Below are 9632 nucleotides of genomic sequence, written 5' to 3' on the forward strand. Positions count from 1 at the left end.
GCGGCCCCGTTCCGCCCGCGGCGCGCGTCGCCGGGATCGCCCGGCCGCGCCGCCGCGTCGCGGCGCCGTTCAGTCGAGCGAGATCGGGTTGGCCTTGGCCAGCCGGTCGAACGCCATCAGCGTCTCGATCAGCGCCGGCATCTTGTCGATCGGGATCATGTTGGGCCCGTCCGAAGGGGCGTTGTCGGGGTCCTCATGCGTCTCGATGAACACCCCCGCGATGCCGAGGCTCACCGCCGCGCGCGCCAGCACCGGCGCGAATTCCCGCTGCCCGCCCGACGAGCCGCCAAGCCCGCCCGGCTGCTGCACCGCGTGGGTCGCGTCCATGATCACCGGATAGCCGGTCCGCGCCATGGTCGGCAGCCCGCGCATGTCGGTGACCAGCGCGTTGTAGCCGAAAGAGGCCCCGCGCTCGGTCAGCAGGATGTTCTCGTTGCCGGTCGAGGCCACCTTGGCCGCCACGTTCGCCATGTCCCAGGGGGCGAGGAACTGCCCCTTCTTCACGTTGACCGCCTTGCCGGTGCGCCCCGCCGCCAGCAGCAGGTCGGTCTGCCGGCAAAGGAACGCCGGGATCTGCAGGATGTCCACGCCGGCCTCGGCCGCGAGCGCGCATTGCGCCTCCGAATGCACGTCGGTCAGCACGGGAAGGCCGGTGCGGGCGCGGATCTCGGCCAGCATCTCCAGCCCCTTCTCGGTCCCCGGGCCGCGGCGCCCGGAAACGGAGGTGCGGTTGGCCTTGTCGTAGCTCGCCTTGAACACGTAGCCGGCGCCGACCGCGGCGCAGGCCTCGGCCATGCGGCCGGCGATCATCAGCGCATGGTCGAGCGACTCGAGCTGGCAGGGCCCGGCGATCACGGTGAGGGGCGAGGCGTTGGAGATCGCGAGATCGCCGACGGAGACGGTGCGGGGCGTGGCGGCGCTGGACTGGGTCATGGGCAAGTGCCTAGCAGAGCCGCGCGCGGCGGAGAAGCCGGTCCGTGCATCCTCCGCCCCGCGACCTGCGGGCGCGGGGGGCGGCGAAGCTTGCGCCCGATCCCGCGCCGCGGCCTCCCGGCGCGCGCCTCCCCAGGGCGGCCGGGCCCATATGGACGCTGCGGCATGCGCCCGATGTCGCGCGCGACTTGCGCCGCGACGCGCGGCATTCGAATTCTCCCTATCCAAGGCCCGGGCGCCTCGTCTTCCCCGCGCCGCCCGCCGGCGCCTTCGATCGGGATCGGCCATGTCCTCAGGCCGCGACCTCTCGTCCCTCTTCGTCGTCGGCGCGCCCTTCGGCCCGCTCCCCGCGCGCCTCGACTGGGCGACCGGGGCCAATATCGGCGACGTGAACCATGACGGGCGCGCCGACGCCCTGCCGTGGACCGACAGCATCGCCACGCGCGCCCGCGCCTGTCTCGTGCGGGGCGCCGAGGACGGGGGCTATGCGCTCCCCGCTTGGTTCACGCCGCGCGAGGCGGTGTCCGCCGATTTCAACGGCGACGGGGTGGACGACGTCCATCTCGCCTGCACCGGCCCCGACGCCCAGGCCGCGCCGGGCGAGCCGGACGTCCTGATGCTCCCGGACGGCGAAGGCGGCTGACGTACGGCGCGGATTCCGGGCGGGCGCAAGAGCTTCTCGCACGGGGCGACCGCGGCGGATGCGGATCGGGACGGGGACGTCGACCTCTACGTCGCCACGGCCGGAGACGAGGACAACGCCGCGCCGCCGCTGCTGCTCAACGACGGCGCCGGGCGCTTCCGCCTCGTCCGCTCCGCGCCGCCCGACACGGTGCGCGAGGCCAATGACGGGGCGAGCCCCGACCGCTGGCATGTGGCGCATTTCGCGGATCCGAACGGCGACGGCCGGGACGACCTGGTGCTGGGCAAGCAGGAGGACCCCTACGGCGACCGCGCCTCCATGGTGTATTTCTCGCGCAAGGGCGCCTTCTCCGACCGCCGCGCGATGGCGCTGCCCGACCATCCCGAGACGCGCCGCGCGCAGGAGGTGATCGACATCGCAACCGCCGACCTGACCGGCGACGGGACGGACGAGCTGATCCTCCTCGCGCAGGGGCGCCGCAAGGCCGCGGGCTGCACCGAGGAGCTGGTCCTGCAGGTCTTCGCCCGCGACGGGCGCGGCGGGCTGACCGAGATCACCCGGGCGACGCTGGGCGACGCCTCTTTCGTCGAGGGGACCAAGACCGTCTATTTCCTCGACGCCCGGGATCTCAACGGCGACGGGCTGACGGACCTGCAGCTTTACGGGCGGGGCGGACGGTCCTTCTCGGGCGAGATGCCGCTGTTTCTGCTCAACACCGGCGGCGGGGTCATGCGGACCTTCACGCTGACGGACGTGATCGCCTCGCCGGACGACTATTTCAATCTGCTCAACGCCGGCGCCCTGCCGGTGGTGGATGCGGGACGGCTGAATTTCGCGCTGTTCGGCGCGGATGCGGAGGGGCGGATCGCGGGAAACAAGCTGCTGCTGACCGGCGAGCTTCCCGACTTCGGGCCCGGCGTCCCGGCGCCCGAGACCCATGTCGCCACCCGCGCCCGCGAGACCTTCCGCGCCGACGCGGGCGAGGACGTGTTCGTCTTCGCCGCGCAGGGGACGAGCCCCGGCGGCCGGCGGCATGACCGCATCGCGGCGTTCCGGACAGGCGAGGATCTGGTGGATCTCTCGGGCGTCGACGCGGTGCGGGGCGGAGAGGACGACGCCTTCCGCTGGATCGGCGCGTCGGCCTTTGCCGGCGAGGCGGGGGAGCTGCGGATGATCGACGCCCGCTTCGGCGCGAAGCTGCTGGCCGACCTCGACGGGGACGGGCAGGCGGAGATGCGCATCGACCTGCTTGGGGTCGAGGGGCTGGACGCCGGGGATTTCATCCTGTGACGGCCGGCGTGTCGGGGGCCGCGTGCGCGCCCCCGATCCGCCGCGCGCGGCCGGCCGGCCCGCCCTCGTCCCGCGCGATCAGCCGATGCGCTTCTCGACCCCGGTCGCCTTTCCCGCGATCAGCGCCACGACGGCGGCCGCGAAGCTCATCAGCGCGCCCATCTTGGCCGCGTCCTGCACCGGACCCGGATCGAAGGCCACCGCCGCCACGAAGAGCGCCACCGTGAAGCCGATCGCCGCGACGCAGCCGACCACGAAGAGGTCGACGGTCCGCATCCCCTCCGGCAGGCCCAGCTTCAGACCCCTCGCCGCGATCAGCCCCATCACGGTGATGCCCACCGGCTTGCCGATCAGCAGCCCCGCCAGAACCAGCCAGGTGGCGTCGCCCATGGAGGTCAGCTCCACCCCCGCATTGGCCAGCCCGAACAGGAACAGCACCCCCTGCACCGGAACCTTCAGCCCGTGCTCGATCTCGTTGAGCAGGTCGTGCAGATGGGTCTCGGCCTCGGCGAAGACGCCGAAGCTCACATCGGCATGCGGCACGGTCAGCACCATCGGCAGCAGGCCCAGCGCCGGGTGGATCCCCGATTCCTGGAACCCGTACCAGCAGACGCAACCGCCGATCAGATAGGGCCAGACCCCCAGCGCCTTGCGGACCCAGGTCGACGCCGGCCGGGTCGGCTTGCGGCGGTCCATCCGGCGCGGCAGCCAGTTGGCGAGCCCGTAGGTCGCGCCCGCCGCGACCAGCGACAGCAGCAGCCACACCGGCTGCAGCTCTCCCGAGGGATAGAAGATCGCGAGGATCAAAAGCCCGCCCGCATCGTCGGCGATGGCCAGCAGCAGCAGGAAGCGCACCGCCGGATGCCCGGCCCCGAACACCATCCGCCCCACCAGGTAGGAGAAGGCGATATCGGTGGCGGTGGGCGTCGCCCAGCCATGCGCCGTGGCGTTCCAGATGTCTGATCCCAGCACGAAGGCCAGCGCCAGATAGACCAGGACCGGCCCCAGCATGCCGCCCGCCGTCGCGATCAGCGGCGTCACCGCCTTGCGCCCGCGCAGGCTGCCGTTCTCCAGCGTGATCGCCTCCCAGACCTCCTTGCCGGCCATGGCGAAGAACAGCGCCATCAGCACGTCGTTGATCAGGTAGTGCAGGGTGAGGGTGCGGTGGCTCTCGCCGTCGGTTCCGATATGCAGATGGCCGATCGGGAAGTGATCGACGAGAACGTGGTCGATGATCTGGTGGTAGCTCTCGGGCGACACGTTGGCCCAGCCCAGCGCGAGCAACGCTCCGCCGATCAGCAACAGCGAATACTCGGAAACGAAGGACCAAGTTCTGTACATGCCCGGGCTTTCTCTGTCGCGGACGTTGGTCCGGCGCGGGCGCCGCCCGGACCGGGCGGCCGGGGCCGCCGGGCCCCCGCGCGCTCGGGCGGCGCAGGGCCGCGGGCGCGAGCGTCTTTGCTATGCGATCCCATGGGGTCGGGCAATGGCGGCGGAAGGGCCGGGCGAATGGGTCGCAAAGAAGCCCGATTCATGCGCGTCGGTCATGGAGGAGGGGAGGAGGGGAGGAGATGAGGGGGGAAGCGGAAGCCCGTCATCCCGGCCGGCCCGCAGGCGTCGCGTCACGCGCGCGCCGGCGTCGCCGTTCCGCCCGCGGCGCGCGGCCTCGTCGGCGCCGGGTCCTGCCGTCTGGGGAAGGGAGAGGTCAGGGCAGGCCCGGGCGGGCGAGGCGATGCCGGGGCCGCGCCTCCCCCGCGCCCAAGCCCGGATCAGCCGCCGCCGGAGCCCGCCGCCCGCGCCACCGCCTCGGCCAACCGCGCCGCCAGCGCTTCGGGCGCGCCGAGCGCCCGCAGCCGCTTGACCCGCGACGTCGCCCCCCGCTCCACGCTCACCGCCGAGCGGGGCAGGCCGAGCAGCCCCGCCACCAACGCCGCCGCCGCCGCATTGGCCCGGCCGGCATCGGGCGGGGCCGAGACGCGCAGCGCCAGCGTCGGCCGCCCGTCCGCATCCCGCGTCACCCCGTCGAGCGCATCGCGCCCGCCGCGCGGCGTGACCCGCGCCATGATGCGCAGGCCCTCGGGGTCGGTCGTCCAGGGGAGATCGTCGAGGCGCGGCGCGGGGGCGTCGGCGTCCCGCGCCCCGTTCTGAGTGTCGCCGTCCTGAGCCCCGCCCTCCGCGGCCCCGCTCGCCCTGCGCGCCGCGCGCCGCCCGGCTCGTCTCGCCAACGGATCAGTAGGCGGAGAGGTTGTTGGCGATCAGGATCTGCAGCGCCGCGATCGCGACCAGCACCACCAGCGGCGCGAGGTCGAGCCCGCCGAAGGACGGCAGGATCGAGCGGATCGGGCGGTAGAGCGGCTCGGTCAGCCGGTTCAGCGACGACCAGACCGAATAGACGAAGCGCTGGCGCAGATTGATCACGTCGAAACTGATCAGCCAGCTCATCACCGCCTGAACGATGATGATCCACCAGGCGACGTTCAGGATCATCAGGAGAATGGCGGCGATCGAGGTCATCGGGAGCAGATTCCGTCGTCCGGGGCTTCAAGGTTCAGGCCGAGAGTTAGCGGCCGTTGGCCTCCGGTTCAACCACGACGGCGGCGATGATTTGGTTAATCCGCCGGGCGCGAAGCGGAGTCGGCCGATTTCGCCCGCCGGACCGCTCCGCGCCCCGCGCCCGCCGCCGCTTCCCCGGCGTCGCGCGCCGCGTCCTTCGAAATCCGCGCCGAGGCGCTTGACACCCCCCCGGCGCCCGACTAATCAGCCCGCCAACGGGGCCGTAGCTCAGCTGGGAGAGCGTCGCGTTCGCAATGCGAAGGTCAGGGGTTCGATCCCCCTCGGCTCCACCAGAGACCTTGCCCGTGGGTCTCATCCAACCTCCTGAAATCAGTAGATAAAACCGCTCCACGCGGACCCCGGTCGCTCCAATTGCGCCCGAAAACCGCTGTACATTCGGCAGAGTCCCGCCCCATGGCGATCATCCGGCGTGGGCAAAAGCTCTACCTCTACCGGCGGGTCCCGCGACGCTTCGCGGACCTGGATTCCCGCACGTTCGTCTATCTCGCGCTCGGGACCGAAGACACGGCCGAGGCGAAGGAGAAGGCGCCCAAGGTCTGGCGCGAGCTTGTCGCGGGATGGGAGGCGAAGCTCGCCGGCCACGATCCCGACGCGCTGGTCCGCTTCGAGGCCGCGCGCGAACTTGCCGCCGCCCGAGGCTACCGCTACAAGACCGTCGACGAGCTGGCGGAAGGTCCTATCGAGGAACTGCTCTATCGGCTCCGGCGCCTCGACGCGGAGGGCAAGCTCGGAGCCATCGGCGGCGACGGTTCAGACGCCGACGTCGCGACCCTGGCGGCCGATCTCGGAACCGTGCCGCGTCCTCCCCTCACGCTCCGCCAAGGCTTCGACGTCTTCCTCGACCTGACCGAGGACCGCGTCGCCAAGAAATCCCCCGCGCAGCTCAAGCACTGGAAACAGGTTCGCAAGAAGGCCGTCGACAACCTGGTCAAGGTCATCGGCGACAAGGCGATCCGCGACGTCGACCGCGACGACGCGCTCGCCTTCCGCACCTGGCTGCGGGCGCGCCTGGCGAAGGGCGTCTCGGCCAATACGCTGAACAAGGACCTCTACCACCTGTCCGGCATCTGGCGGACGGTCGAGGAGATGAAGCGGATCGGCCTCGACGCGAAGCTCTGGGCGGGGCTCCGCTTCGACGAGGAGACGACGACGCGGCCGACCTGGTCGAGGACGCAGGTCGCGGCGCTCGTCGCGCCCGGCGTCCTCAACGGGCTGAACGCGGCGGCGCGCGACCTCCTCCTCCTGATGGTCAACACCGGCGCCCGCCCGTCGGAACTCTGCAACCTCACGCCCGAGGAGATCGTCCTCGACGCCGAGGTCCCCTTCCTGGACATAGGCGGGTCGAACGCCCGCCGGCTGAAGACCGCGCATTCCCCGCGCCCGATCCCGCTCGTCGGCGTCTCCCTCGACGCGGCGCGGCGCAACCCGCAGGGGTTCCCGCGCTACGCCGACAAGTCGACCGGCTGGTCGAACCTGACGAACAAGTTCCTGCGGGACAACAAGCTCACCCCCACGCCCGCCCATACCGCCTACGGGCTCCGCCACGCCTTCGAGGACCGGCTCCTCGCGGTCGAGGCGCCGGACCGCATTGCGTCGGACCTCATGGGTCATACAACGAAGCGCCCGCGCTACGGAGCGGGCGCTGAATTGAAGCACCTCCTAGAATGGGTCGAGCGGATCGCGGTCGACGCCTCAGGGACCTATTCCGGTGTTAAGCGTGAGAAGAAGGGCGACAACCAAGGAGGTGAAGCTGGTCCGGATGATGAGGACCCGGTCGGGGGCGAGAGGTAAGCTGTCCGGAGACAGCGTCGCATTGCGCTCGTCGTGAAGCCAAGCAGGCGTACATACTCAAGCTGCGCTCGGCAAAATAGCTGCCGGCGGGAAATGACTGGTTCGGAGCGACCTGTCCGGTGTCAGGGTGCTAGTGACTGTCCTGCGCTAGAAAGCGAAAGCGTATCGGGCACCTCGAATGCTACTCATCATCCCGCGCTCGCGATCAGTCCCGCGCGCAGGCCGTCACCGCGCGTCGTTCATAGGTTGTATCGCTCCTCCTGTTTGCCATAGAAAATGCCTAATAAGTCGCGCGGCAACGAACTGCGTTGATTTGGTTGGTAGGTGAGGTTTCCGTTGGGAGGGGTGACATGCGGATCTGCGGTGTTCAAATTTCTGGAAGTACAGCTAATCTTGCGGTTGTGTCGTCGGATGGCGCGGGCGGCGTTACATATCATGCGTGCCATACTCGGAAGATTATTTTAGAGGACGAGAAGTCTGGCGACTCTTTGAAGGCATTTCTCGCAGCGATGTCGGCGTTCGCTCACGAGAACGACGTCAGAGCCTTTTGTATAAAACAGCGTGCATCGAGTGGTCCACTCGCTGCCGGAGCGGGATCCTTCAAAGTTGAGGCTCTGGTGCAACTGGTGCCTGGTACTGCAACCTATTTTGCAAACGCTGTCGCACTTTCAAAATTTGCTAAGACCAATGTCGCGGGACTTCCGGCAGGATTGCAGAATTATTTGGCAGATGCCTATCGCTGCGGCGCGTTTCAACTCAAAAGAGTTGGAGAAATCTAGTGCCGTGCGACATTGCAGCCATGCCGGCTAGTTTGCAGCCAACATTATTTCGATTGGCTGAGAGTATCGACTTTAGAAAAGTCATATTGAGGGGAGCAAACGGCCACGTCCTGATTGGGCATCATCGAATCTTAGACCGCAAGGTTGTGATAAAATTCTACTATTGGGGTGATGGTGTTCATATCGAACCTGCATTGCTGGCTCGGCTTGAGTCGCCCCACGTACTTCAGGTTGATTTTGCCGAGGCGATTGATGCTGATGAAGCTTACTTCATCACGCGATATTGTTCTGCGGGCGATTTAGACGACGAATTGGGCGCACGGGTCTTCGGTCCCGTCGAGGCGGTCGACGCCATTGTCCAGTTTGGCTCGGGGGTAAGTTATCTGCACGGTGAGGGCTATGTTCACCGCGACCTCAAGCCTTCTAACCTATTCGTTACTGATGACGGCACTCGAGTAGTTGGCGATTTTGGTTCGGTAGTCCAAATTGGTGATGATGATTTTGCTAACAGTTTTTCGAAGCACGCAATTCTCTATCGCCCTCCTGAGGATTTCGTCGGAAACCAGTTCTATCGACAGGGTGATGTCTACCAACTTGGCATGGTCTTTTATCAGCTGCTCGGCGGTGATCTGCCCTATGAGATCGAGAATTGGCTGACGTTAAAGGAAATTGCCGAAGGTGAAGAGATGTCTGAGATTGACAGGCAGATCTACTATAATTCGATAGTTGAGAAATTTATCCGAAAAGGCAAGGTGCTTAATCTCAGTAGTTTGCCGGATTTTGTGTCGAGCCCGCTAAGGCGGATAATTCGGAAGGCGTGCCATCTCGACAAAAATAGCCGCTATCCGACGGTGGCGGATTTCATCACTACACTCAACAATATCCGGCCCCGCGTTTGTGACTGGAGGTTCATCGACGGGTTCCTGTCGCTGCACGACCGAGGCCGCACTTATCGTATCGTGCCTGATGGCGGCCAGTTTCGTGTTGAGAAAAAGGTTAGGGCAGGGTGGCGGCGTCAATACGAACTTACGTCAGAAACGATAGCGAACGCGATTGTCTGTATCGAGAGGGCCATTCGTTTGAGGGCATAGTTGAGTTGAGCTTGGGCCGTAGTCAGTCTTGCATGCTAGCTGCGGCCCCTGCCGATCTCACGAGCAAGCGCCCGGCCACGGCGATCAAGAAAACGCAGTGCGCGCTTCGCCTCCTCGCGGCGCCGGGGGTCGCGGGAAGAGCGGCCGGTTGCATATCGGATCAATGGCTCGACGAGCGCCGCGCCGCGCGCCACACGGAAGGCGACGAGTGCTTTCCGGCAGTCGTCGCAACGGAAGCGGGATTGCGGCCGGGGCGGGCGGAAGCGGGTCCCGCAGGCCGGGCAGGGGCGGCCATCGGGGCCGTCGTCGAGGTCGAGCGGGTCGATCCAAGGGTCGTGGCGATCCGATGACATGGCGGCGTCACTCCGATGTTGTCCCGGCGGCCTGGGCGCACCGCGCGTCGGTCTGAACAAGGTCGAGGAGGCGGCGGTCGGCCGTAACCGCCCGTTTTGGACCGCCTGCCGGGTTGTCGCCTGACGAGGTAAGAGACGTGCATAGCGACGTCGTTTGCGACGTGTCTTGCCGGAGGGC

The 9632-nt window shown here is 67.7% G+C and carries 9 protein-coding genes and 1 tRNA gene; 6 read left to right on the plus strand and 4 right to left on the minus strand.

The window, feature by feature from the left end; genetic code table 11:
• Positions 1-69 precede the first annotated feature (69 nt).
• Entirely contained in the window at positions 70-933 is an 864-nt protein-coding gene (gene kdsA, locus ACTB72_RS18065; RefSeq protein ID WP_463038402.1) for a 3-deoxy-8-phosphooctulonate synthase, read from the minus strand.
• Positions 934-1219: 286 nt separating this feature from the next.
• Here kdsA and ACTB72_RS18070 point away from each other — a divergent pair, with 286 nt between their 5' ends.
• Together ACTB72_RS18070 and ACTB72_RS18075 are read left to right on the plus strand one after the other, a co-directional pair.
• On the plus strand, positions 1220-1576 hold the full coding sequence (locus ACTB72_RS18070) for a hypothetical protein (protein ID WP_463038403.1): 357 nt from the start codon (positions 1220-1222) through the stop codon (positions 1574-1576).
• A gap of 189 nt (positions 1577-1765) precedes the next feature.
• A complete protein-coding gene (locus tag ACTB72_RS18075) occupies positions 1766-2866 on the plus strand; it encodes an FG-GAP-like repeat-containing protein (RefSeq protein ID WP_463038404.1) in 1101 nt (366 codons plus the stop codon).
• 78 nt (positions 2867-2944) lie between these two features.
• Here ACTB72_RS18075 and ACTB72_RS18080 read toward each other — a convergent pair whose 3' ends face one another.
• From ACTB72_RS18080 to ACTB72_RS18090, 3 genes are all read right to left on the minus strand, one after another.
• Positions 2945-4207, minus strand: coding sequence for a Na+/H+ antiporter NhaA (locus ACTB72_RS18080; RefSeq protein WP_463038405.1), 1263 nt, complete (start codon positions 4205-4207; stop codon positions 2945-2947).
• A gap of 428 nt (positions 4208-4635) precedes the next feature.
• Positions 4636-5091 carry a DUF167 family protein gene (locus ACTB72_RS18085; RefSeq protein WP_463038406.1) on the minus strand — a complete coding sequence of 152 codons (456 nt, stop codon included), beginning with the start codon at positions 5089-5091 and terminating at the stop codon, positions 4636-4638.
• Positions 5092-5095: 4 nt separating this feature from the next.
• A complete protein-coding gene (locus tag ACTB72_RS18090) occupies positions 5096-5380 on the minus strand; it encodes a YggT family protein (RefSeq protein ID WP_463038407.1) in 285 nt (94 codons plus the stop codon).
• Between the two features lie 256 nt (positions 5381-5636).
• Between ACTB72_RS18090 and ACTB72_RS18095 the strand changes: the two genes are divergently transcribed.
• From ACTB72_RS18095 to ACTB72_RS18110, 4 genes are all read left to right on the plus strand, one after another.
• Positions 5637-5712 (plus strand) — tRNA-Ala (locus ACTB72_RS18095).
• 121 nt (positions 5713-5833) lie between these two features.
• Positions 5834-7231: a phage integrase gene (locus ACTB72_RS18100; protein ID WP_463038408.1), complete on the plus strand. Its 1398-nt coding sequence runs from the start codon at positions 5834-5836 to the stop codon at positions 7229-7231.
• A gap of 350 nt (positions 7232-7581) precedes the next feature.
• Positions 7582-8010 (plus strand): DUF3010 family protein, encoded by a 429-nt coding sequence (locus ACTB72_RS18105; RefSeq protein WP_463038409.1) that lies wholly within the window; start codon positions 7582-7584, stop codon positions 8008-8010.
• Entirely contained in the window at positions 8010-9101 is a 1092-nt protein-coding gene (locus ACTB72_RS18110; protein ID WP_463038410.1) for a serine/threonine protein kinase, read from the plus strand. Before ACTB72_RS18105 ends, ACTB72_RS18110 begins: the two co-directional genes overlap by 1 nt.
• Positions 9102-9632 lie beyond the last annotated feature (531 nt).

It is taken from the genome of Albimonas sp., assembly GCF_055129145.1.